Genomic DNA, 22,614 nt, shown 5'->3' on the forward strand with positions numbered 1-22,614 from the left:
CGAGCCACAATGAGTTGCTCTGATCTTCACGGTGCACGAGCGCGGTGAGGAGGCTGGTGGACGTATGACGGCAGTCCAGACAGACCCCGTGGTGAGGACGCCATACGGTGCCGTACGGGGCCGGTTCGAAGAGGGCGTCGCGGTGTTCCGGGGCATCCCGTACGCGGCGCCCCCGTTCGGTGCGAACAGGTTCCGGCCGCCCCTGCCGCCGGAACCCTGGGACGGTGTGCGGGACGCCGGGGCCTTCGGGCCGACCGCGCCGAAACCCCCGTACTCCGAGTCCTTCGCGCAGTACCTGTCCGATCCCGACGTGCCCGGCGACGACTGCCTCAACCTCAACGTCTGGACCCCCGAGCCGGGCCCCGGCGCCCGGCTCCCGGTCCTGGTGTGGCTGCACGGCGGCGCCCTGACCAGGGGCTCCTCGGGCGTGCCCGTCTACGACGGGCGGCCCTTCGCCCGGGACGGGGTGGTCCTCGTCTCGGTCAACTACCGGCTCGGGGTCGAGGGCTACGGCCTCTTCCCGGACGTCCCCGCCAACGCGGGCCTGCGCGACCAGCTCGCCGCCCTCAAGTGGGTGCACGCCTCGATCGAGGCCTTCGGCGGCGACCCCGACCGCATCACCCTGTTCGGCCAGTCCGCCGGTGCCATCAGCATCGGCGCGCTGCTCGCCGCCCCGCAGGCCCAGGGCCTGATGCGGCGGGCCATCCTGCAGAGCGGGCCGCCCGAGGCCGCCGAGCGGGACAAGGTGCGGCGGATGGTGCGCCGGATGGCCAACCGGCTGAAGATCCCCGCCACCGCCGCGGCCTTCGCCGACGTCGACCGTGAGCTGCTCCTGAGCACCCAGGCCGAGGTGGGCCGGCTCAGCAGCCCCGTGGTGGGCGGGCCCGCGTTCGGGATCGTCGTCGACGGAGACATCGTGCCCCGCGATCCCCTGGAGGCACTCACCGAAGGCAACGCGGGCGGCGCCGCCTCCGGCGTCGACCTGATGACGGGCTGGACCCGTGACGAGTACCGGCTGTGGCTGGTGCCCGGCGGGCTCCTGGAGCGCGTCGACCGGCTCGGCGCGGTCGCCCTCGCCGCCGCCATGGCCCGCTGCCGCGTCGGCGCCGAGGTGCCGCGCGGCTACCGCGCCCTGCACCCGGAGGCCGGCACCGGCGAGATCGTCGGCCAGATGGTCACCGACCACCTGCTGCGCCGCCCCCTGCACCGCCTGGCCGACGCCCGCCCCGGATCGTCGTACGTGTACGAGTTCGCCTGGCCCTCCACCCTCCCCGACCTCCGCTCCTGCCACGCCCTGGAGCTCGGCTTCGTCTTCGACACCGGCGAGGCCCCCGAGTCCCGCAAGCTGGCCGGCGAGGGCGCCCCGCGGGAGCTGGCGGACGAGATGCACCGGGCGTGGGTGCGGTTCGCGCAGGACGGCGACCCTGGGTGGCAGGCGTGGGACGACTCGCATCCGGTGCGGGTCTTCGGCGACGGCCCGACCCGTACGGCGTACGGCCCGCGCGATGCCGAGCTCGCCCTGTGGGACGCCGCCGTCCCGCTCGTCAGGCCCGAGGAATCCACACCCGCATCGGCCCTGCCTGCCGGTTCGCCCACGCGTAGTACGGAACTGCGGTCAGTCGTACGGCGTCTGCGGCTCCCCGGCGCCGTCCGTCGGCACTGACGACGCTCACCCCGCCCAGCAGGTCCGGTTCGTGCCGGACGGTCAGCTCGGCCCCCTCGGGGAGGGTCAGCTCGTCGAAGGGAACACCGGGCCGCTGGTCCACGCCCTTTCACTACAAGGGTGCCGGTGGGTTCGGCACGAGCGCGCTTGCTATGCGTCGAGCGGCGCGACCGAGTCCCGTACCACCACATGGGTGCCCAGCAGCAGATGCTCGTCCGGGTTCTCCGGTGTGCGGCCGAGCGCGGTGCGTACGGCGAGGCGGCCCAGCTCCTCGTAGGGGACGTGGACGGTCGTGAGAGCGGGGTGCAGGTCACGGGCGAACGGGATGTCGTCGTAGCCGGCCAGCGAGACGTCGCCGGGCACGTCCAGGCCGGCCTCGTGCAGGGCGGTGAGCGCGCCGGCGGCGACCATGTCGGTGGCGGCGACCACAGCCGTGAACTCCAGCCCCTGCTCGATCGCCTTCCGCATCAGCCGGTGCCCGGCGTCGCGGGTGAAGTCGCCGTGCAGGAGCAGCGCCGGGTCGGGCTCCAGGCCACGGGCGCGGTGGGCGGCGAGATAGCCGCGCTCACGGCCCTGGGCGGTGGTGTGGTCGGGCTTGCCGCCGAGGAACAGCACCCGCCGGTGGCCCTGGGTGAGGACGTGGGCGACCAGGGCGTAGGCGCCGCCCTCGTTGTCGTACTCGATGACGGTGACCGGAGCGCCGGGGCCGAGCGGCGGCCGTCCGCACAGCACCAGCCGGGAGCCCGCCGACGCCAGCGAGTCGGCCATACGGCGGGTGCGCTCGCGGTACTCGGGGGTGTCGGCGGAGCCGCCGACCAGGATCACGGCGGCGGCGCGCTGGGCGCGCATCATCTCGACGAACTCCACCTCGTGCTGGACGTCGCCCTCCGTCGTGCACACCAGGCACAGATGCCCGAGCCGCCGGGCCTCCCGCTCCACCCCGTACGCCATGTGCGCGAACGACGGCCCGGTGATGTCCTCCAGCACGAACGCCAGCGTGGGCGTGCCGACCCCGGCCACCGCCTTGGCGCGCGCGTCGGCGACGTAGTCCAGCTCCCGCACCGCCCGCATCACCCGCGTCCGCGTCGCCGAGCTCACCGGATACTCCCCGCCGAGCACACGCGAGACGGTCGACGCGGACACCCCCGCCCGGGTCGCCACGTCCCGGATGGTGCTGCGCCCCGCGTCCACGCTCTTCCTGGTCATCCCTGCCTCGTCCCTCTCCCGGGCACCCTCGCCCACCCCCTGGGGGAACACACGGCAACACGATGGCAACCGGTTCCCGATGCGGAGGCTAGCAGCGGGTGAAGGACGGGGACGAGTCCTGTGCGCGGGCGAGCTGCGGGTATTCCGGGCGCCGAGCCGGTCGGCCGGACCTGATCAGTAGTCCGGGAACCCGGCAACTCGCTCAACTATGGTGCAGGCATGGTTCTTTGCAATCCGACTCATGCTCGATTAGCGCTGTCGCGAGGCCATCGACCAGTCGCTGGAGGTGCGACCGCGTGAACAAGCCGCTGAGGCGCATAGCCCTCTTCTGCGGGCTGCTGATGCTCGCGCTGCTGATTCGGGCCAACTGGCTCCAGTACATGGAGGCCGAGGAACTCGCCACCGACGACAAGAATCGACGCGTCCTGATCAACCAGTACGCGGCACCGCGCGGCGACATCATCGTGGGCGCGAGATCGATCACGGGCTCGGCGGCGGCCGACGGGTCGGATCTGAAGTACCAGCGCACCTACAAGAACGGGCCCATGTACGCGCCGGTCACCGGATACGCCTCCCAGGCCATGGGCATGACGTTCCTGGAGAGCACGTACGACAGCGTGCTCAGCGGCCAGGACGACCGGCTGGCCTTCGAGCGCTTCACGGATGTCGTCACCGGAAAGGAACGGCGCGGCGGTGACGTCGTCACGACGATCGACGCCAAGGCGCAGGAGGCCGGCTACAAGGGGCTGACGGAGCTCGGCGCCCGCGGGTCGGTCGTGGCCCTCGACCCGAAGACGGGGAAGGTGCTCGCCCTCGTCTCGACCCCGTCCTACGACCCAGCCGCGTTCGCGGGCAACTCCCTCAAGGAGAGCGACAGGTTCAAGGCGCTGGGTGCCGACAAGACCAAGCCGCTGGCCAATCGCGCACTGCGGGAAACGTTTCCGCCCGGTTCGACCTTCAAGATCCTCACCGCCGCCGCGGCGCTGGAGCACGGCGTGGTGACGGACATCGACGCCGCTTCGGACGCGGCCTCGCCCTACCTCCTGCCGCAGTCGACCAACAGGATCGGCAGTGAGGCCGGGGACGCCGTCTGCGGCAAGGCATCGCTCAAGACGGCCATGCAGTACTCCTGCAACAACGTCTTCCTCGACGCGGCCGTGAAGGTGGGCGCGGACAAGATGCGCGAGACGGCCGAGAAGTTCGGGTTCAACGAGGACGTCTACTCGGCCGAGTTCGGCGACCTCAGGGCCAGCGAGAGCCTCTACCCCGGGGACCTGGACAAGCCCGGCACCGCGCTGACCGGTATGGGCCAGGGCAGTCTCACCAGTACGCCCATGCAGATGGCCATGATCACGGCCGCGCTGGTCAACGACGGCAAGGTGATGCAGCCCTACCTCGTCGACGAGCTGCGCTCTCCCGATCTGAACCCCCTGGAGGAGAACGAGCCCCAGGTCATGAGCCAGGCCGTCTCCGAGGCCACGGCCGAGAAGGTCCGGGAGATGATGGAGCACACCGCCAAGGAGGGAAGCGCCAAGAGGGCCCTCATCGAGGGCATCACGGTGGGCGGCAAGACCGGAACGGCCCAGCGCGGTGTGAATGTGCGCGATCAGGTTCCCTACGGCTGGTTCGTCTCGTACGGCGTGAAGCCCGACGGCGAGGCCGTCGCGGTGGCCGTCTTCATCGACCCGACCGACATGGACATCTCGCGTGAGGACATCTCCGGCGGCAGTCTGGCCGCACCCATCGCGCGGGACGTGATGGAGGCCGTCCTGCAGAACTGATCCGGGTCGGCGAGAGACGGAGCAGGTCGCTGCAGCGCTGACCTGAGTCCGGCGGGCCGGATCCGCCGGGGGGCAGCGGTCCGGTCCCCGGCGGAACCCCGCTCTCCTCACCCGAGCCGGGTCAGCTTCGTCCCGAGAGACGGCTCGCGAAGCTCAGACTGCAGCGCGACGGGCACGCTCTGCGCCCCCGCACCGGCGTCCACGGCCAGCTTGCCGACCACGGTCCCGGCCTTGGTCCCGCTCGCGAGGTTCTCGCCGCCGTCGCGGAAGGCGAGCTTCAGCTTCTGCCCTGGTACCCCGACCACCTTCAGGTCCTGCGTGGCCACCACCGGCGTACGGCCGCCGAGACCGTCGTCGACATGTCCGACGACCTGGCCCTTCTTCACCGCGGTCGCCGAGGTGAGCGCATCCCGGACCGCCTTGACGACCTTCTCGCTGTTGTCCAGCACCAGCTTGAGGCTGGTCCCGCCGTTGGGGTCCGGAGGCGGGGCGTGCTGGTCCATCATCGTGCCCAGGATCAGCCGGTCCTCACCGTCCACGGTCCGGTACGCCGCCCAGGACAGCGTGCCGCCCGCGGCGGTGTTGGAGCCGGTCTTGATGCCCCTGACGCTCAGGCCGGCCACGAGCAGGTCGTTGTTGTTGTAGATGCGCCCGACGTCGGGGATGTCGGCGTTGGGCATCGCGACGACCGCGCGGAAGGACTCGAACTTCATGACCGCCTCGGCCAGCTTGAGCTGGTCGACGGCCGTGCTCACGGTGCCCTTGTCCAGGCCGCTGGGGTCGGTGTACTTCGTGTTCGTCATGCCGAGCGACTTGGCCGCCGCGTTCATCTTCCGGACGAACGCGGTCTCGTCCTCGCTCTTCGTGTCCCACCGGGCCAGTAGCCGGGCCACGTTGTTGCCGGACGGGATCATCAGCATCTTCAGCATGTCCTGAAGGCTGAAGGTCTGGCCGACCCGCAGCCCCTCGATGCGCGACTCGTCCTTCGACTTGCCCTCCTCCACGGTCCGCGCGTCGACGGTGACGCTCGGGCCCGGCTCGTCCCGCTTCAGGGGGCGCTCGTGAAGCAGCACATACGCCGTCATGATCTTGGCGACGCTCGCCGTCGGGACGGACTTCTGCTCCCCGAACGTCCCGATGCTGCCCGATCCGACGACCGTGACCGCGGCCTGCCCCTCCTCGGGCCACGGCATGGTGAACGCCTCGCCGCCGATGGTGAAGGACGACGCGCTCGCGTCGAGGGCGAGGGTCGGTTCGGGCAGCGGTCGGAGGAACTGAACGACGAGCAGCACCAGCGCGACCAGCGCCACGAGAGGTGACCAGATCTTGATCCTGCGTAGGGTCGTGCGCAGCGGGGTGGCCGGGGGCGGCGGGGTGTTGGTGAGCTGCGCGAGCAGGTCGATAGGGGAGGCGGCAGGCGGTGCCTCCTCCGGCTCGGCGCCCGGCAGATCGTCGACGCTGATCGCCAGCGTCCTGTCGGGTTCGACGGCGGCGGCCTCCGGCGACCGCAACGCCAGGGTCCGCGTGCTCTCGGATCCCTGCGGGCCGGCGGCGTCTCCCTCGGACTCCTTCGCGGCGGCGGCTTCCTCGGGTTCGTCCGCGGTCGTCGTGTCCGATGTGCTGCCGTTGTCCTTGGCGGGCGCGTCGGTGTCCTGCTCCGGTGCGGTGTCGTCGGCCTCGGCGTCAGGCGCCTCGTCGGGGAGGGGATCGGTCTCCTGAACCGGGGCTTCGCCGTGGGTGTCGCCCTCGTCGTCCGGTTCACTGGCAGCGTTGTCGTCGGGTTCGGTCGCTTCCGGTGGTTCGGGCTCCGTCCCCGTCGTCCCCGTCGGCCCCGGCTCCTCCTCCGACTGCTCGGTCGCTTCCGGCTCCGCCACCGGGTCCGCCGCCTCGTCGGCCGGTTCTCCGGCAGCGTTGTCGTCGGGTTCGGCCGCTTCCGGTGCTGTTGCGGCGGGGGTGTCCTCCGGCTGGTCCGGATCCTGCGTTTCCTCCGGCGTCCGCGGTTCCTCTGCCGCTTCCGGCGACTCGGGGTCCTGCGTCGCGGACTTCTCCTCTGCCACCGGTGTCCCCGACTCCTCCGCCGACTCCGCTTCTGCCGCCGATGCCTCCCCGGACGCCTCCCCGCTGTCCTTCTCGGCTGACTCCGCGCCCGAACCGTGTTCGGCGCCGCGGGGCTTCGCCGACGGGTCGTCCTGGTCAAGGACGTCGGTGTCGGGTGTTCGGTCCCCCATCGCTGTCTCCTTCGTGCGCTCGCGACACATGCGTCCTACGAGACGGGCGGACGGGCACGTCACGTTGCCTGACGCAGGGGCCGGTGATTCTCGCCGGGCGATCCGCGGTCCCAGGGGTCCGGCCGGCGATCGCCACGCGGCGGCGCGGCCAGCGTAACCGATCACTGTTCGAGGACCTCGCCGAGCGCAGCCCGCGGTGACCGGAAACCGACGTGGCTCGGACGTGACTCCGGCCGGGGCGCGAGCCGCACGCCCCGCCCGGCTACGGCACCTCCGCCAACGTCCGCGCGATGGAGCCGATCGCCTCCGGCCCCACCCGGCAGCACCCCCCGATCAGCCGTGCCCCGGACGCCCGCCACCCCCGCACCTGCTCGGCGGCGAAGGAGGAACGCCCGTCCCAGGCGCGGGCCTCGGCGTTCCAGGCCTCGCCGCTGTTGGGGTACACGACGACCGGCTTGCCCGTGACGCGGGCGGCGATCTCGACGGCGCCCTCGACGTCCTCAGGCGCACAGCAGTTGACGCCGACCGCGATGACCTCGTCGGCGTCGGCGGCCAGGGCGAAGGCCTCCTCCAACGGCTGCCCGGCACGGGTGCGGTCACCGGCGACGGAGTACGACAGCCAGGCCGGGACACCGAGCCCGCGCACCGCCCGCAGCAGCGCCTCGGCCTCGTCGGCGTCCGGGACGGTCTCCAGCGCCAGTACGTCGGGACGGGCGCCGGCGAGCACCTCCAGGCGGGGCCGGTGGAAGCGCTCCAGTTCGTCGACGCTCAGCCCGTACCGGCCCCGGTACTCGGAGCCGTCCGCGAGCATCGCCCCGTACGGCCCGACAGAGGCGGCCACCCAGAGCGGCCGAGTAACGCCCCCGGCCTGCGCCTGCCGTACCGCCTCGCGTGCCAACTCAACGCTCAGCGAGAGCAGTTCGGCCGCCCGCTCGGGCCCGATCCCTCGCTTCGCGAACCCCTCGAACGTGGCCTGGTAGCTGGACGTGATCGCCACGTCCGCACCTGCCTCGAAGTAGGCGAGATGCGCCTCGGTGATGGCCTCGGGCCGCTCCGCGAGCAGCCGCGCCGACCACAGCTCGTCGCTCAGATCGTGCCCGGCGGACTCGAGCTGGTTGGACATCCCGCCGTCGAGCACGACGGTCCCGGCGGCGAGGGCTTCGGCGAGGGTGATGGTGCTGGTCATGCCGCTGACGTTAACCCTTCCCAAGCCCCACGGCACGACCGGCCCACTCGCTCACCCGGCCGCACCGGCAGCCGCCCAGCCGTACCGGCTGCTCCCGGGCCGTATCGGCGGTCGTCCAGCCGCACCGCCTGCTCCCGGGCCATATCGGCAGCCGCCCAGCCGCACAGGATGCCCCCGCCCAGCCGGTACATCACCTCAGCACCCGCCCCCGCCCCCTCCCCTCCGCCACCCGCCGTGCCCGGCGCCGACCCTCACGGATGTTCAGCGCGCACGCACCGAGGACGAACCCCGCTCCCACGAGCACGCAGGCGCCGCCCAGCAGCCACGTCCCGCTGCCCGGCCGCTCGGAGAGTGTCGGGACCCCGAAGGCGAACACCACCAACCCGATGCCCACGGCCGCACGACGCGCCTCCCGGCCTGCCCCCGCGCCCGTTCCCATGACCCTCCCGCCACCACCGACGAAGCCCTGCTCCACCGCTGACGTTCCCCGGCCACTGCCGGGTTGCAAACCGCCCGTGTCTCAACGGAACTGCCGGGGACGAGAGGAGGCGACGGTCAAGGCCGGCCCTGTGTAGCGTGCCGCCCGCTCCGTCGGCGTCCGCGCCCCTGTCCGAACCGTGTCGCCGGCACCCCGAGCCCGACGAGCAGCCCGGCGGCCAGGACGTACGGCCACCAGCCGAGGCCGTCTGCCGTCGTGCTCGCGGTGGGGGTGCCGGGGGAGGCGACCGGGTCGGCTGCCGTGCGGGGGCTGTCGGAGCTGGGGGAGGGGGACTGGGTGGCGGCGGTGAGGACCACGTCGTTGCCGTCGCCGCCCCGGTAGCTGATCCGGTACGTGGTGTCGTCGAGCTGTAGCTTCTCGCCCTCCTTCAGACCGGTGAAGGCGCCGGTCGTCCTCGCCCGCCCCTGGTGGTCGAGGACGGTGATCTTCCGGGCGGGCTCGGCGGCGGTGGTGACGGACGCGAGGTCGAGGTCGCCTGCCAGTCGGACCGCGCCCTTCACCTTCAACGGGCCGTCGCGCAGGACCAGTTCGCCTTTCGCCGACTGTGTGTAGTCCCCGGTGACCGTTAGCCCGGTCGCGACCACGCCCCCGTTCGTCACCGCTCCCTCGACCGTGCCCTTGCCGCTCAGCGACTTCCCCGCACCCACGCGCAGCCCCGAACTGCCCACGTCCAGCCGGGACTTCGCCGAAGACAGCCGGATCGATCGGCTGCCGGCGAGCGTCGCGCCGCCGCGCAGCGCGAGGGTGCCCTTCTTGACCGTCGTCGGGCCGGTGTACGTCACCGACCCGCCCGTCAGGGTCGTCGTGGCGGCCCCGGAGTGTGTGAGCGACCCGCTGCCGCTGATCCGGGACAGGGACAGGGCCTTGCCCGTGTTGTTCAATACCAGGGAGCCGTTGTTGACGACCTTGTAGAGGGCCCCTTGCGTGTAGAGGCCGCCGTCGCCGCCCGACCTGCCGCTGCCCAGCCGCAGCACGGCGCCCTTCTCCACCGTCGTCGAACCGTCGTAGTACTGCACGGCCGCGAAGGTGACGTCGTTCCCCTTCGTCCCCTTGATGACGACGTCCCCGGCCCCAGGTGCGGCCAGCGTGTCGTGGAACCTGCCGCCGCCGATGGGGGCGCCCAGCGTCACGGGCCCGTTGTAGTCGAAGGTCAGCAGCGAACGGGACCGGGCCGCCAGCAGGTTGATGTAGACGGTCTCGGCGGTCCCGGGCATGAAGATCTTGTTCGTCGTCCCGTCGCCCCACTGGACATTGGCGCCCTTGATGTTGGTGCCGCGCTTGTTGACGTTCTTGCGCGCGGGCGTCCAGTTCAGGGCGGGGTCGCTGAGCGAGGGGCTGGTGTCGCCGCCCTGGTTCGACCAGCTGTACTGGCCGGTCAGGATCACCTTGCTGCCGGGCCGGGACTGCACGTTGATGTCGCTGCCGTACTCGCGCTGGTAGAAGTCCATGCCCATGGTGACGGTCTGGCCCAGCGGGGTGTCCACGGTGTACGTGCCCTGGTTGAGGACCTTGCGCACGTTCGGCAGCGACGTCGCGAACTCCGGGCGCCCGGCGTTCACCTGCGTGCCGTTGTCGATCACCCCGGAGAAGGAGTGCGTGCCCGACAGGTCCCAGGTGCCCCAGAGGAACCGCGGCTGGGTGATCAGCCCGGAGCCGCTGATGGTGCCCAGGTTGTAGTCGACGTTCCGCAGGGACAGTCGCAGGGTGCCGTCGACCCGGATGTTGTCCTGGTTGAGCCGGAACGCCGGGGTGTTGTACGGGAAGTGGCCGATCAGGCCGGTGCTGCCGCCGTTGCCGTACTGAAGGGTCGCCCCGCGCGCGACCGTGATCGCCGGCTGGTCGGGGCTGGTCGTGGTGACGTACGGGTGGTTGCCGCCCTGGATCCGCACGTTCTGCCGCTGCCGGGACCTCGGCAGTGTGAAGTCGCTGTCCTTGGTCAGGATCAGGGTTCCGGTGCCGCGCACGGTGAGCGTGCCCTCGCCGCGGAAGACTCCGTCGTACGTCGTCGTCCCCGACGGCACGGCGACCACCGTGTCGCCGCTGAGCGTCACATCCCGGCCCGCGAGAACGTCGGTGGTGACGTCTCGCGGGCCGGCGGCCACCGCGGGGGGAGCGGTGACGGTGAGGGCGGCGACTGCCAGGAGGGCGCCGACGGCCGCTGCTGTCGTATGGCTAGTCGTATGGCTAAGGGTGCGCACGTGATCGGGGACGGTCGGAGACGGCCGCCGATAACAGAAATTTTCCGTTCCTCTTTTGTCTCGCCCGACCCGTTGACCTCCTGGTAACACGCACTTACCTTTCAGCCGTTCGTAATGTCAGATCTTGTTCGTTATCCCGAACAATCTCGAACATTCTCCAAGCTCCACCCCCACGCCCACCCCACCCCCGAGAGGCAGGCCGCATGAGCCGCGATCACGATCTGCCCGAAGCCCCCGGCCGCAGACTGCTGTTGAAGGGCGCCGTTGCCGCCGGCGCCCTGACCGCCACCTCGGCCATTCCCGGCGCCGCCCACGCCGCCGCCCCCGCACCCTCTGCCGCGCCCCCGAAGGCAGCCCCCTACGTGAACCCCCTCGTCCGGCAACGCGCCGACCCGCACATACACCGTCACACCGACGGCCGCTACTACTTCACGGCCACCGCCCCCGAGTACGACCGCATCATCCTGCGCCGCTCCCGCACCCTGAACGGTCTGTCCACGGCCGACGAGTCGGTCATCTGGCGGGCCCACGCGACCGGCGACATGGGCGCGCACATCTGGGCTCCGGAGCTCCACCGCGTCGGCGGCAAGTGGTACATCTACTTCGCCGCCGCGCCCGCCGAGGACGTCTGGAAGATCCGCATCTGGGTCCTGGAGAACGCCCACCCCAACCCCTTCCAGGGCACCTGGGTGGAGAAGGGCCAGATCAAGACGGCCTGGGAGACCTTCTCCCTCGACGCCACCACCTTCACCCACCGCGGCACCCGCTACCTGTGCTGGGCTCAGCACGAACCCGGGATGGACAACAACACCGGACTGTTCCTGTCCGAGATGGCCAACCCCTGGACGCTGACCGGTCCTCAAGTGCGGCTGTCCACACCGGAGTACGACTGGGAGTGCGTCGGCTACAAGGTGAATGAGGGCCCTTACGCCCTCAAGCGCAACGGCCGGATCTTCCTCACCTACTCCGCCTCCGCCACCGACCACCACTACTGCGTCGGCATGCTCACCGCCGACGTCGACAGCAATCTCATGGACCCGGTCAGCTGGGCCAAGTCGCCGACCCCGGTCTTCACCACGAACGACACCACCAAGCAGTACGGCCCCGGCCACAACTGCTTCACCGTCGCCGAGGACGGCCGCAGCGACGTCCTCGTCTATCACGCCCGCCAGTACAAGGAGATCGTCGGCGACCCGCTGAACGACCCCAACCGCCACACCCGCGTCCAGAAGCTCGGCTGGAACCCGGACGGCACCCCGAACTTCGGCATACCCGTGGCAGACACGGCGGCGCAGACGACCGCCGCCGCAGCCGTGAAGGAGAGTGCGTGAGATGAGACGTGCGTACGCGGTTCTGCTCGCCCTCTGTCTGGCCCTGGCCGGCGCCCTGGCCACCGCGGGGCCCGCGCAGGCGGCACCCCAGACGATCACCACCGGCACCCAGTTCACCGACACCTCGGGCAACCCGGTGCACGCCCACGGCGGCGGTGTCATCAAGGTCGGCACCTACTACTACTGGTTCGGCGAGCACCGCAACGCCGACAACACCTTCCGCTACGTGGACGCCTACCGCTCCCCCGACCTGAAGAACTGGGAGTTCAGGAACCACGTCCTGACCCAGTCGAGCGCCTCGGAGCTGGCCACCGCCAACATCGAGCGCCCGAAGGTCATGTACAACGCCTCCACCGGCAAGTTCGTCATGTGGATGCACAAGGAGAACGGCACCGACTACAGCGAGGCCCGCGCCGCCGTCGCCGTATCCGACACCGTCGACGGCAACTACACCTGGCAGGGCAGCTTCCGCCCGCTCGGCCAGCACATGTCCCGCGACATCACGGTCTTCGTCGACACCGACGGCACCGGCTACATGATCTCCGCCGCACGCGAGAACTACGACCTGCAGATCTACCGCCTGACCAGCGACTACACCGGCATCGCAGCCCTGGTCGCGGACCCCTGGCACGGCGGCCACCGCGAGGCACCGGCGCTGTTCAAGCGGGGCGGCGTCTACTTCATGCTGACCTCCGGCGCCACCGGCTGGAGCCCCAACCAGCAGCAGTACGCCACCGCCACCAACATCGCCGGCCCGTGGTCCGCGATGACGAACGTCGGCGACTCCACGACCTACGGCTCGCAGACCGCGTACGTCCTCCCCGTGCAGGGCACGTCGACCACCTCGTACCTCTACCTGGGCGACCGCTGGGGCAACTCCTTCGGCGGCACCGTCAACGACTCCCGCTACGTCTGGCTGCCGCTGACCTTCCCCTCATCGACCTCGATGTCCATGTCCTGGTCCCCGGAGGTCACCATCGACACGGCCACCGGCTCGATCAGCGGCACGGGTGCCACGTACAACACGCTCGTCGCCCGGCACAGCGGCAGGTGCGCCGACGTCACCGGCCAGTCGCAGTTCGCGGGCGCCCAGCTCAAGCAGTACGACTGCAACAGCGGCGGCAACCAGAAGTACTGGTTCAAGTCCGTCGGCAGCGGCTACTACCAGCTGATGACCCGGCACAGTTCCCTGTGCGTCCAGGAGAACGCGAGCACGGTCACCCAGGAGAACTGCAACGCCTCCACGACCGGCCAGCAGTGGTCCCTCACCACCACCGGCTCCTACGTGAACGTCGTCTCCCGCGCCACCGGCGAGTGCCTGGACGTGAACGGCGCGTCCACCGCCAACTCCACCGCGATCATCACCTACACCTGCGGCGGAGGAACCAACCAGCAGTGGACGCGCGGAACCTGACGTAATGTCAGAGCACGTTCGGCTGTCTGTCTCAGGCGAGCAGGTCGATCGCGTCGATCGACGTGCCCGCGCTGAGATAGCCGGTCGCCCCCGAACCGCTCACCACGTTGATCTTCAGCACGTTGTACTGGCTGGTGTCCGTGAGCCAGGCACTCGCCGGGACGCTGTAGGTGAACGTGTGGTTGTTGCCCCGGTAGGACCCGTTGGTCAGGGACCGGGTGCTCGGCTGGGTGGGCGGGGAGGGGATCGCCGACGTCCAGGTGTCGTTGACGACGACCTGGGGCCGGCCGTTGGCGTAGGCCGTCGTCACGCCGATGCGCAGGGTGTGCGCGGCGGCGGCCTGGGCTGCGGTCAGCCTGAAGTACACCAGCAGACCGCTGTTGACGTCCTTCCATATGTAGCAGGGGAAGGCCGAGGTCTCGCTGCCGCTGCCGATCACCACGTTGCCGGTCCAGGCGGAGGCGCGGACGTCGGAGGGGTGGGCGTATGTCATCAGGTCGGCGTTCTTGAAGCCGCTCGGCGTGCCCGTCCAGTCGTTGATCCGCCAGATCGCGCTCGCGTTGGACGGGTCGTTCGTGGACGGGATCGCGATCGAGTTCAGCGTCGTCGTGCCGCCCGCGGTGACGGTCACCGAGGTGGTGTACACGGCGAGTTCGCTCTTGAAGACGGTCAGCGTGTACGTCCCCGGCAGGATCCCCGTGATGGAGAAGTAGCCGTCGGACGAACGGGCCGAACCCCAGTACTGCGCCGCCGAGTTGGCGAGCCCGACCGTGTACGGGTGCGCCGTGTTGCGGCCGGTGATGCCGACGCCCGCGACCCGGCCCCGGCCGCTCGCCGGGACGTAGCCCGAGATGCCGAGCGAGTGGGCCCAGGAGGTGGTGAGCGTGCCCGGGAACAGCGCCGACGAGGGCGCGCCGCCGTCCGTGAGGGCGATGACGTAGGGGCCCTGGAGGCCGAAGCGCTCGTTCTCGGTCTGGTTCTGGGCGTAGTGCAGGATCTCGTACAGACCGCCGCCGTCCGCGCTCTGGTGGCGCAGCAGGGAGCGGTAGAAGGGGCCGCCGGAGGCCTTCTCGTGGTTGGAGCGGACGATCCACAGGCCGACGCCGCTCGCGCTCCAGCCGACGTAGTTGTAGTCGCCGACCCGCAGCTTCGAGTAGTGCTTGGAGCGGGTCTGGCCGTTGGACTTCGCGAAGACGTCCGAGGCCTCGATGGTGGTGGGCGCGTAGGTGTAGGAGTCCGGCTCGTCGTTGAGGAACAGGCCTGCCTTGACGCGCAGGATGAAGCGGGTCGACGCGACCGACGTGTCGGCCCTGTTGGTCCACAGATAGACGTTGTTCTCGCCGCTGCGGGCCGCGTAGTAGTGCCGCAGCGTGCCGTACGCGACCGAGATCAGGATCGTCGAACCCGACTGCTTGATGGACACGGTGGACGTGCCGAGGCCGGACTCGATGTGCGAGTTCTTGCCGCCGTAGCCCTGGTACTCCGTGCCGCGGTAGACCAGCGAGGTCAGGTCGCCGTTGGTCTTGCTGACCTTGAAGACGAGGTTGGCGCCGGTGTCGACGACGTAGTTCGAGCCGTCGTCGCTCCAGCCGAAGGCCGCGGCGGCGGCCGTGCCGCTCAGGGCCGCCGTGCCTGCCGCGGCGGCGGTGCCGAGCACGAAGGTGCGGCGTCGGACCGGGCTGTTGGCGGATCCGGACATGGGGGGTGCCTCCTTCGAGAGGTGTGGGGGTGGTGCGGGTGAGAGCGAGGGTGACAGTTGAATCGATTTCGCGAAAGGGCTTTCGTTGGCAGGAGATTGGCAATCTTGTGAAATGAGCCCGAGCTCTAGAAAGCGCTTGCACTTCGCGATACGGTCCAGCGCCAGACCTTGTCGTCTGTGGAGGAGCCGACGCATGAGACGCATGAGACGCATGAGACGTTTCAACCTCGCCGTCCTGACGGCGGTGACGCTGAGCACCGGCCTGTCCGTCCTGTCGGCCCTGCCGGCCCACGCCTACGGCGGTCAGCGCCCCCTCGGCATCGACAACTGCACCGCCACCGCCTGCCACTTCGACGTCCCGCCCGGCACGTACGACGTGAAGGTCCTCCTCGGGGGTGAGACCGCGTCCAGCACGAGCGTCACCGGCGAGACCCGCCGCGCCCTGCTCCCCGAGACGGCCGCACCGGCCGGCGAGCGGGTCGCCCGCACCTTCACCGTGAACGTCCGCACCCCCGAGGGCGAGCCCACCGGCCCCGACGGAACCCCCGGCCTTGACCTCCAACTCGGCGGCGCGGCCCCCGCACTGGCCGACATCTCGGTCACCCCGGCCCGGCACGCCCGCCAGATCTTCCTCGTCGGCGACTCCACGGTCTGCGACCAGCCCGGCGACCCGTACTCCGGCTGGGGCCAGCAGCTGCCGCAGTACCTCCGCAAGGGCCTGTCCGTCGCCAACTACGCGGATTCCGGGGAGAGTACGGTCACCTATCTGGGGAACCCGCGGCTGTGGGCCACCGTCCAGCCGCAGATCCGCCGCGGCGACCTGGTCCTGATCCATCTCGCCCACAACGACAAGACGACCGACGAGGCGACGTATCGCGCGAATCTGGAGGCGCTGGTGGCGGGCGTCCGCGAGAAGGGCGGGAAGCCGGTCCTCGTCACCCCGATCGTGCGCCGCTGGTTCAACGCCGACGGCACGCTGAACAACGACACGGCCCTGCTCGTGAACGGCCTGGGCGTGAACCACCCCGCGGTGATCCGCTCCGTCGCCGCGGCCCAGGACGTCCCCCTGATCGACCTCACGGCGAAGACGAAGGCGCTGGTGGAGTCCCTGGGCGTCGAGGCCTCCAAGGCGCTGTACCTCTACAACGAGAAACGGGACAACACCCACACCTCGGTGCACGGCGCCACGGTGTACGCGGGCCTCGTCCGCGACGAACTCGCCGCGCGGCATCTGGTGCCGGAGGGGCAAGTGCGGGTGGGATGAACCCCTGGGGCGTTCCGACCGGAACCGGGGCGCCCCAGGTCTGACCTTCACGAAGCCGGAAAGAGAACCGATGGACCTGCCCCCGGACGACCGCACCCTCAGCCCGCACACCGGCTGCACCCGAGCCCACTGGGAGGCCGCCGCCGACGCCCTGCTCGCAGCGGTGGAGCCGTACGCGACCGAGGACCGCGCCCTCTACCACTTCCCGGGCGACCACCAGAGCTGGTCTGGCCGCCTCTCCGACGGCCTGGAGGGCTACGCCCGTACGCTCCTCCTCGCGGCCTTCCGCCGGGACGAGACGGCGTTGGAGCGGTACGCGGACGGCCTGGCGGCGGGCGTCTCCGGCGTCTGGCCCCGCATCGAGGACCGCGGCCAGCCCCTGGTCGAGGCGGCGTCGATCGCGCTCGCGCTGCGACTGACCCGGCCCCTGCTGTGGGACCGGCTGGACGACGGGGTACGGCAGCGCGCGGCGGCCTGGCTCGGCGACGCGCTGACCGCCGAGGCCTGGCCCTGCAACTGGGAGTTGTTCCCGGTGACGGTGGGCGGCTTCCTCCAGGAGGTCGGGTACCGGGCCGAGGAGTCCCGCAAGGCGATCGACCGGGGCCTGGAGCGCATCGAGGACTGGTACGTCGGCGGCGGCTGGTACACGGACGGCGACGGCCGGAAGTACGACTACTACAACGGCTGGGCGATGCACCTCTACCCGGTGCTGCACGCCTGGCTGGCACAGGACGAACGGCTCTTGGACCTGTACGGCGGCCGGCTCTCCCGCCACCTGGAGGACTACGCCCGCCTGTTCGGTGGCGACGGCGCCCCCATGCACCAGGGCCGCTCGCTGACCTACCGTTTCGCGACCACGGCCCCCCTGTGGCTGGGCGCCCTGACGGGCCGCACGCCGCTCCCGCCGGGGGAGACGAGGCGGCTGGCCTCCGGCGCCCTGAAGTACTTCCTGGAGCGGGGCGCGGTGGACGCGAACGGCCTGCTCACCCTCGGCTGGCACGGCCCCGACGAGACGGTCCTGCAAGGCTATTCGGGCCCGGCGTCCCCGTACTGGGCCAGCAAGGGCTTCCTCGGCCTGCTTCTCCCGGCGGAGCACGAGGTCTGGACGGCGGTGGAGGAACCGGGACCGGCCGAGCGGGCCGACACCCTCACGCCGATCACCGCCCCCAACTGGCTTCTGCAGTCCACGAGTTCGGACGGCCTGGTGCGCCTCCACAACCACGGCAGCGAGGACGTCCGCTACGACCCGTACTACACGCGCCTCGCCTACTCGACGCTGACGCGGCCTTCACCGTCGTACGACAACAGCGTGATCGTCGGCCACGACCCGAGCCGTACGGACATCGTGCCGCTGGGCGTGGGGGAGGGCTGGGTGGCGTCCCGGCACTCGGCGGGCGGGGGAGCCCGGGTGACCAGCCTCGTGCTCGCGCAGGGGGCCGTGGAGGTACGGGCCCATCTGGTGGCGGGGGCGGAGGCGGGGACGCCGGTGCGGGTCACCGGCTGGGCCTGCCGGGACGGCGTGCGTGGGGAGATCCGACCGGTCGTCGGCCTGGGCAACGACCTCTCCGGCACCACCGGCGAGGGACCGACCCTCTTCGTCGCCCTCGCCCGTCTCACGGCCGAGCCGGACCCCGCACCGTTGGACGAGCTGGTGACCGTACGCGTGGACGGCGAGGGCACGATGCACGTCCGCTGGAGCGACGGGCGGGAGATCCGGGCGCGGCTGGCGGACGGCGACGGAGTCAGCGTGCGGGCTTGAGCGGCCACGGGCATCGGCGCGCGGGCCGGAGCAGCCGAGGGAGCCTGCTCCCGACGGCCGCGCCCATCACGCCGAACGGCAGCAGGCCCCAGGCGGGGACGAAGACGAGGACCCAGAAGACGGCGTCGGTGACGTTGGCGCCGACGGGGTAGAGGGTCTCGCCGTCGAGCAGCAGCGCCCCCTCGGCCCGGTACAGGCGCACGGCCTCCACCAGCCAGCAGGAGAACACCAGCAGCGTGCCCGTCAGCGTGGTCCACACCGTCGTCTGCACCCCGGCCCGGAAGGACCGGCGCACCGCGGCGGCGACCGCCGAGCCGAGGAAGGAGATCGCCACCGGCGGCAGGAAGACGAAGGTGGCCATGACGTCCCCCGACCGGGCGGCCCACACGAAGCAGACGCCGAGCAGTACGGCGGTGGCGAGCCCGGTGCGGCGGGCGAGACGGCTGGTGGTCAGGGCGCGCGGCGGGGCCAGGACCAGCCAGAGGCAACAGGCGAGGAACGCGGCGAGGATGACGGCGTAGACGTCGGCGGCGCGGAGACCGCGGCCCGGAATCCGGCGCTGCCCGTCGAGGTCGTGCGCAGCATGGTCGAGCGGATCAGCGTCCCCGGCACGGAAGCCGGGTGACCGCGACGAACGTCGCCGGGGCCGCCAGAGTCGTCGACGCGTAGACGGAGTACTCGCCCCACGACGCGTCGGGGGCGTGCAGCGAGGCATGGGCGAGCCTGTTGACGCCCCAGGCCACCGCCAGTCCGGCCGCGAAGGCGGGCCAGCGGTGCCGTACGCCGTCGATCACGTCGTCGAGCATGGACCACACCGTCGCGAGCGTCATCACGATCGGTCCTTCGTCCCAGCCGGCCCAGGTGGCGAGGGCGCCGGTGGCCAGGCAGAACACGGAGATCCGCAGCGTCGGCACCACGGGTGAGGGGTGACGTGGCGTCCCCCGGGGCAGCCAGAAGAACCGCCGTACGCTCCGCACGACGCCGTGTGGCCCCCTGCTCTTGCCGGACATCGCACCGCCCCCCGTCCGCGCGTATCTCGCACCTGTGAGACGCGTCGGACAGGGGCGGTGGTTGTACGTCCCGTACTGCGTCCTCAGGGTTCTCAGGGTTCTCAGGGCTTCAGACGGGCGATCTTCAGGGTCGTGGTGGTCGGGGACGCGCCGGTGAGCGGGGTCGCGTACGACGGAGTGACGGGTACGGACGCCCAGGTCAGGGTGCCGTCCTTCTGGACCGCGATGTCGCCGGTGATCCGGGCGCTCACGACCTTCGTGGCGCTCTTGAACTTGCCGTTCCAGTCGATCAGGCGGACGTTCATGCCCGTGAAGGTGCCGGTGCAGGTGCCGTCCTTGCACTTGGCGTTCTTCAGGGACTCCCAGGACAGGAGCAGGCGGTCCTTGCCGTACGGGGCCAGGCGGACGTTGACGTGCTCGACGCCCTTGTTGTCGGACAGGTGGATCGCCTTGCCGGGGCCGGAGTTGCGGTTCTTGAGGAAGGCGACGGCCACCTGGTGGGTGCCGGTCTTCGGCGTGACCGTCCAGCCGCGACCGCTGGAGTCCGCGGGGTTCTTCTTGGCGGATGCGGCACCGCGGGAGGCGAAGGCGGTGGCGTAACGGCCGCTGGAGGACTTCACGAGGTCGCCGGTACGGCTTGGATACGTGCCGCCGCAGTAGCCGGCCCAGCACTGCTCGCGCTGCACGACCGGGGCGTTGTCGGGCGCGCCGATGCCCGTCGACACGAACAGGCCCGAGCGCCAGTCGTCGAAGCAGAGGGAGGTGAAGGCGCCGGTCTTCTCGGGGTGCAGGGCGATGCCCTCGTTGTGGCTGCACCCCCAGCTCCAACCGCCGCTGAGCTTGCCGCCCTTGGCGCTGACGTACGACAGCTTGTCGCCGAAGTGCCCGTCGGCGAAGCCGCCCGCGCCGTGCACGACGAAGTAGGCGCCGTACTTGGTGCCGTTCCAGGTGAGCTGGCCGTCGAGGGTCGGGGACGTGTCGTTCGAGGCGGTGCCGGTGAGCTTGGTGCGGAAGGTCTGCTTGTCGTTGGTGTAGCGGACGATCGCGGCGGCCGTCTCCTTCCACTTGTTGGTGTCGGCGACCCGGGTCAGCAGCGCGAACCCGTCGTTGTGCGCGACGAGGCCGCCGACCTCCTTGGCACCCTTGACGACGGTGTCCGCGCCCGAGCGCTTGCCGTCGGCGGACAGCGGGGTGACATGGATGCCGTCCGAGGCGGGCCAGGCCACGCGCAGGGCGCCGTTCGGGGCCACGGCCGTCGCCGTGCGCGTCCACTCACGGGTGTTGTTGTAACCGGCGGACAGGTAGGGGAACTTGGCCGACAGGGTCACCGTGGAGGTCGCCGGGGTGAGGTTCGGCGCGGTGGCCGCGCCCGCGGAGGCGTACCACGCCCCGACCAGAGCGGCGCCGGCGGCGACGCCCGCGATCAGGGGCCTACGGGCCACGTGGACCCGGCGGTGGCCGGCCTTGCCGGAAGCGGACGTCGAGCGTCGTGCGGAAGTCATGCACCCTGGTGGCCGCCCGGTCGGGGAAGGTTGCTGAAGTTTCACAGAGTGTGGGCCGGATCACTTCGGCCGGCGCCGAAACGAGGGGCGCCTAGCGTTCCCGGCATGACCGAAACCGCCCGCCAGGCCCTCGCCGAAACCGCCCCTCACACCCCCGACCAAGCCGTCACCGCCATGGTCGACCACGTCCTCGCCCTCGCCGCGACCTGGCCGAACTGGGACGGCACGCTCGCCCGCGTCGACGGTCGCGTCTACACCCCGCACAAGGCGATCCGCCGCGTCGCCGATCACCTCGTCGACCACCTGGCGGAACTGGAGGCCCGGCTGGCCGGTGATGTGCCCCAGGCCGACCACTGGCACGCCTCCGCCGTCACCACCGAGGCGGACCTCGCGCGCTTCACACACGAGGATCTGGACGAGGCTCGCAGCCGGCTCACCCGGCTTGCACGGATTTGGGCCAACCGGCTCGACGCCCTGAGTGATGAGCAGCTCGACGACTCGCCCGGAGAGGGCTGGAGCTTCCGTGAAATCGCCCGTCACCTGGAGGGATCGACGTATTACGCCGATGCCGTAGGGGATCTGTCGTGAAGGGGGGCGGGGGCGGCGCTACCTGGCTCACAGCCAAGGGCGACGGCTTCCTGTTACCGTTGACACTTTCCCGGGTATCAGACCCTTTGGACTCATCACCGGCGAGGGACCGAGGAACCATGACCATGGACATCCCCGGCGACAGGCGACTGGCGGCCGCCGTCGTGATGGACGACAAGCAGCGGGTGCTTCTGGTGCGCCGCAGTGCGAAGGAGCGGTTCCTGCCTCGGGTGTGGGGCGTTCCCTGCGGGAAGCTGGAGCCTGGTGAGAGTCCCGAGGACGGCGCGCTGCGGGAGTTGAAGGAAGAGACCGGACTGCTCGGCGAAGTCGTCCGTAAGGTCGGTGAGTCGTCTTTCGTCAGTGAGATCCGAGGGCATGAGATCAAGAACTGGCAGGACAACTTCCTGGTCAGGTCCTTGTCCGCGACGATCACCCTGCCCGAGCCCGACCAGGCCGCCGTCTGGCTGGCCCCGGCCGAGCTGACCACGGTCGACATCGACGCGTACAACCTCGACATCGTCCGGCAGGCCCTCACCTCACGAAGCCCTGAGCCGCTCCGCCAGTTCACGTAGCGCGGCCAGATAGTCCGGTACCGCCAGCGGGACCTTCGCCACCGCGCCCGGGTGCGGTCCCGCCGCCGTGAACACATCGGTGTGCCGCCGCCGTTCGGCACCCGTCTCCAGGAACAACGTCACCGTCGGCGCGTCCGTGTCGCACCAGGCCCGATGCAGGGTGTGCGCGGGCAGCGCGTACGAACTGCCCGCCGCGTACTGCCCCACATGCGTCAGCCGCAGCCGCGCCGGACCCGTCGGTTTCAGCACCCAGTCCGCCGACCGCTCCGCCAGCGACTCCTCGTAGCGGGCCGCCGCGACACCGTCGGTATCGGCGGAATCCGCGGAATCGTCGGCGACTACTTCGTACAACTCCATCGCCAAACGGCCCCGGACGACATACGACGCCAGCGGCGAACGGTGGTTGTGGATGTCCTCCTCGCCGATCGCCCCCGCGCCCGGATGCCACACATGCGCGCGCAGCATGTGGCGCGGGCCGCCGTCGATCAGCAGCAGCTTGTCGAAGCCGAGGACGTGACGGTACGACAGCCGCGCGCAGCCCTCCGGATCGCCCTCGCCGGAGGCGAGTTCGCCGATCAGGTCCAACAGCCGGTCGGGGGAGCCCAGTTCGGTGACGACCGAGCGTGCGGCAGCCGCCCGCTCGTGCCCGGGCAGTTCACCGTCCAGCGCCTCGGCCAGTCGCCGTCGCGCCGCCAGGACCTGCCGACCGCCCAT

At 70.8% G+C, this 22,614-nt stretch carries 18 protein-coding genes and 1 pseudogene; 8 read left to right on the forward strand and 11 right to left on the reverse strand.

Annotated elements, in window-relative coordinates; all coding sequences use genetic code 11:
- Positions 1 to 64: 64 nt before the first annotated feature.
- A complete protein-coding gene (locus ACIA8X_RS16735; RefSeq protein WP_393447758.1) occupies positions 65 to 1,663 on the forward strand; it encodes a carboxylesterase/lipase family protein in 1,599 nt (532 codons plus the stop codon).
- On the opposite strand, the pseudogene ACIA8X_RS16740 reads toward ACIA8X_RS16735, so the two are convergent.
- A pseudogene (locus ACIA8X_RS16740) lies at positions 1,584 to 1,766 on the reverse strand (hypothetical protein); the annotation flags it as partial. The gene ACIA8X_RS16735 and the pseudogene ACIA8X_RS16740 overlap by 80 nt on opposite strands.
- 47 nt (positions 1,767 to 1,813) lie before the next feature.
- A complete protein-coding gene (locus ACIA8X_RS16745) occupies positions 1,814 to 2,869 on the reverse strand; it encodes a LacI family DNA-binding transcriptional regulator (protein ID WP_393447759.1) in 1,056 nt (351 codons plus the stop codon).
- Positions 2,870 to 3,165: 296 nt separating this feature from the next.
- Between ACIA8X_RS16745 and ACIA8X_RS16750 the strand changes: the two genes are divergently transcribed.
- Positions 3,166 to 4,650, forward strand: coding sequence for a peptidoglycan D,D-transpeptidase FtsI family protein (locus tag ACIA8X_RS16750; RefSeq protein WP_393447761.1), 1,485 nt, complete (start codon positions 3,166 to 3,168; stop codon positions 4,648 to 4,650).
- A gap of 107 nt (positions 4,651 to 4,757) precedes the next feature.
- Here the strand turns inward: ACIA8X_RS16750 and ACIA8X_RS16755 are convergent, their stop codons facing one another.
- The 4 genes from ACIA8X_RS16755 to ACIA8X_RS16770 all read right to left on the reverse strand — a co-directional run bounded on the left by ACIA8X_RS16755 (position 4,758) and on the right by ACIA8X_RS16770 (position 10,761).
- Complete coding sequence (locus ACIA8X_RS16755) at positions 4,758 to 6,878, reverse strand: serine hydrolase (protein WP_399458553.1); 2,121 nt, start codon at positions 6,876 to 6,878, stop codon at positions 4,758 to 4,760.
- Positions 6,879 to 7,140: 262 nt separating this feature from the next.
- On the reverse strand, positions 7,141 to 8,064 hold the full coding sequence (gene mmuM / locus ACIA8X_RS16760; protein ID WP_393447765.1) for a homocysteine S-methyltransferase: 924 nt from the start codon (positions 8,062 to 8,064) through the stop codon (positions 7,141 to 7,143).
- A 190-nt stretch (positions 8,065 to 8,254) separates the two neighbouring features.
- Positions 8,255 to 8,503 (reverse strand): hypothetical protein, encoded by a 249-nt coding sequence (locus tag ACIA8X_RS16765; RefSeq protein WP_393447767.1) that lies wholly within the window; start codon positions 8,501 to 8,503, stop codon positions 8,255 to 8,257.
- Between the two features lie 116 nt (positions 8,504 to 8,619).
- The gene (locus ACIA8X_RS16770) at positions 8,620 to 10,761 is read right to left on the reverse strand and encodes an autotransporter (RefSeq protein WP_393447769.1); all 2,142 of its coding nucleotides are present in this window, start codon (positions 10,759 to 10,761) and stop codon (positions 8,620 to 8,622) included.
- Between the two features lie 203 nt (positions 10,762 to 10,964).
- On the opposite strand from ACIA8X_RS16770, the gene ACIA8X_RS16775 reads away from it, so the two are divergent.
- Entirely contained in the window at positions 10,965 to 12,092 is a 1,128-nt protein-coding gene (locus ACIA8X_RS16775; RefSeq protein WP_399458554.1) for a family 43 glycosylhydrolase, read from the forward strand.
- Between the two features lies 1 nt (position 12,093).
- Positions 12,094 to 13,506 carry an RICIN domain-containing protein gene (locus ACIA8X_RS16780; RefSeq protein WP_399458555.1) on the forward strand — a complete coding sequence of 471 codons (1,413 nt, stop codon included), beginning with the start codon at positions 12,094 to 12,096 and terminating at the stop codon, positions 13,504 to 13,506.
- Between the two features lie 31 nt (positions 13,507 to 13,537).
- On the opposite strand, the gene ACIA8X_RS16785 is transcribed toward ACIA8X_RS16780, so the two are convergent.
- Positions 13,538 to 15,205 (reverse strand): rhamnogalacturonan lyase B N-terminal domain-containing protein, encoded by a 1,668-nt coding sequence (locus ACIA8X_RS16785; RefSeq protein ID WP_399458556.1) that lies wholly within the window; start codon positions 15,203 to 15,205, stop codon positions 13,538 to 13,540.
- A gap of 211 nt (positions 15,206 to 15,416) precedes the next feature.
- On the opposite strand from ACIA8X_RS16785, the gene ACIA8X_RS16790 reads away from it, so the two are divergent.
- A complete protein-coding gene (locus ACIA8X_RS16790; protein WP_399458643.1) occupies positions 15,417 to 16,469 on the forward strand; it encodes a rhamnogalacturonan acetylesterase in 1,053 nt (350 codons plus the stop codon).
- Between the two features lie 70 nt (positions 16,470 to 16,539).
- Positions 16,540 to 18,228, forward strand: a complete 1,689-nt coding sequence (locus ACIA8X_RS16795; RefSeq protein ID WP_399458557.1) for a DUF2264 domain-containing protein — start codon at positions 16,540 to 16,542, stop codon at positions 18,226 to 18,228.
- Here ACIA8X_RS16795 and ACIA8X_RS16800 read toward each other — a convergent pair.
- The 3 genes from ACIA8X_RS16800 to ACIA8X_RS16810 all read right to left on the reverse strand — a co-directional run bounded on the left by ACIA8X_RS16800 (position 18,212) and on the right by ACIA8X_RS16810 (position 20,740).
- Positions 18,212 to 18,943: a hypothetical protein gene (locus tag ACIA8X_RS16800; protein ID WP_399458558.1), complete on the reverse strand. Its 732-nt coding sequence runs from the start codon at positions 18,941 to 18,943 to the stop codon at positions 18,212 to 18,214. The genes ACIA8X_RS16795 and ACIA8X_RS16800 overlap by 17 nt on opposite strands.
- Positions 18,825 to 19,238: a hypothetical protein gene (locus tag ACIA8X_RS16805; protein WP_399458559.1), complete on the reverse strand. Its 414-nt coding sequence runs from the start codon at positions 19,236 to 19,238 to the stop codon at positions 18,825 to 18,827. The genes ACIA8X_RS16800 and ACIA8X_RS16805 overlap by 119 nt, the downstream gene beginning before the upstream one ends.
- A gap of 101 nt (positions 19,239 to 19,339) precedes the next feature.
- Positions 19,340 to 20,740 (reverse strand): hypothetical protein, encoded by a 1,401-nt coding sequence (locus tag ACIA8X_RS16810; protein WP_393447783.1) that lies wholly within the window; start codon positions 20,738 to 20,740, stop codon positions 19,340 to 19,342.
- A gap of 105 nt (positions 20,741 to 20,845) precedes the next feature.
- Here ACIA8X_RS16810 and ACIA8X_RS16815 point away from each other — a divergent pair, with 105 nt between their 5' ends.
- Positions 20,846 to 21,328: a hypothetical protein gene (locus tag ACIA8X_RS16815; protein ID WP_393447785.1), complete on the forward strand. Its 483-nt coding sequence runs from the start codon at positions 20,846 to 20,848 to the stop codon at positions 21,326 to 21,328.
- A gap of 119 nt (positions 21,329 to 21,447) precedes the next feature.
- Entirely contained in the window at positions 21,448 to 21,900 is a 453-nt protein-coding gene (locus ACIA8X_RS16820) for an NUDIX hydrolase (RefSeq protein WP_393447787.1), read from the forward strand.
- Here the strand turns inward: ACIA8X_RS16820 and ACIA8X_RS16825 are convergent.
- On the reverse strand, positions 21,865 to 22,614 hold the full coding sequence (locus tag ACIA8X_RS16825; RefSeq protein ID WP_393448077.1) for a hypothetical protein: 750 nt from the start codon (positions 22,612 to 22,614) through the stop codon (positions 21,865 to 21,867). The two genes, ACIA8X_RS16820 and ACIA8X_RS16825, sit on opposite strands and share 36 nt — an antisense overlap.

The sequence above is a fragment of the Streptomyces sp. NPDC051738 genome, from assembly GCF_044453205.1.
In the GTDB taxonomy this organism is placed as follows: domain Bacteria; phylum Actinomycetota; class Actinomycetes; order Streptomycetales; family Streptomycetaceae; genus Streptomyces.